Raw genomic sequence first — 581 nt, forward strand, 5'->3', positions numbered from 1 at the left:
AATGTACTCCAACCTTCCCAAACCGCCGTCCAGCTTGCGATCCCTGTTCGTTTGGTATCGGTGAAACCACCCAACTTTGCGATTGATTGATACGCCCATTTCAGACTCGGCGCGCCTTTATCTTTATGCCCTCTAGGCTTATTAAACCGCATTAGCACCTTCCATTCATCTTCTTCGAGTACCGTGTCACAGCGTTGAGCCTCCACTGCTTTGGCCTCCTCAACCAGCCCTTTTTTACGTAAATAATAAGGGATGGTGATGGCTTCTCTGAGTTGCAGTAAACGGACGCCGATAAAAGCTAAGATTGAAACCGCTCTTTCTAAGTTCTTAGGCTCTGTCATTCTTTGGCGCTCAGCTCCTGCACCCGTTTTCCATGCTTTATGAAAATCCTCAATTCGCCATCTTGCGGTGTAAATATCAATAATATGAAGTGCTTGAATTAACGTATCGATTGGCTCTGTTGTTAATAGCACCCAGCGCAACGGCTCAGTAACGCTTTTTGATGTTTTTTCTTGAGCGTACACCACGTTTACTGGCTTAGTCTCACCTTTCGTTTTGAACGTAACCTGTGCCACTTTAAT

1 protein-coding gene is annotated in these 581 nt (G+C 45.4%); it reads right to left on the minus strand.

The genetic code is table 11. The features are described 5' to 3' along the window. On the minus strand, window positions 1-581 hold a 581-nt coding region (locus HNW13_RS23445; protein ID WP_208062987.1), incomplete at both ends, for an IS4 family transposase.

It is taken from the genome of Shewanella sp. BF02_Schw, assembly GCF_014596695.2.
In the GTDB taxonomy this organism is placed as follows: domain Bacteria; phylum Pseudomonadota; class Gammaproteobacteria; order Enterobacterales; family Shewanellaceae; genus Shewanella.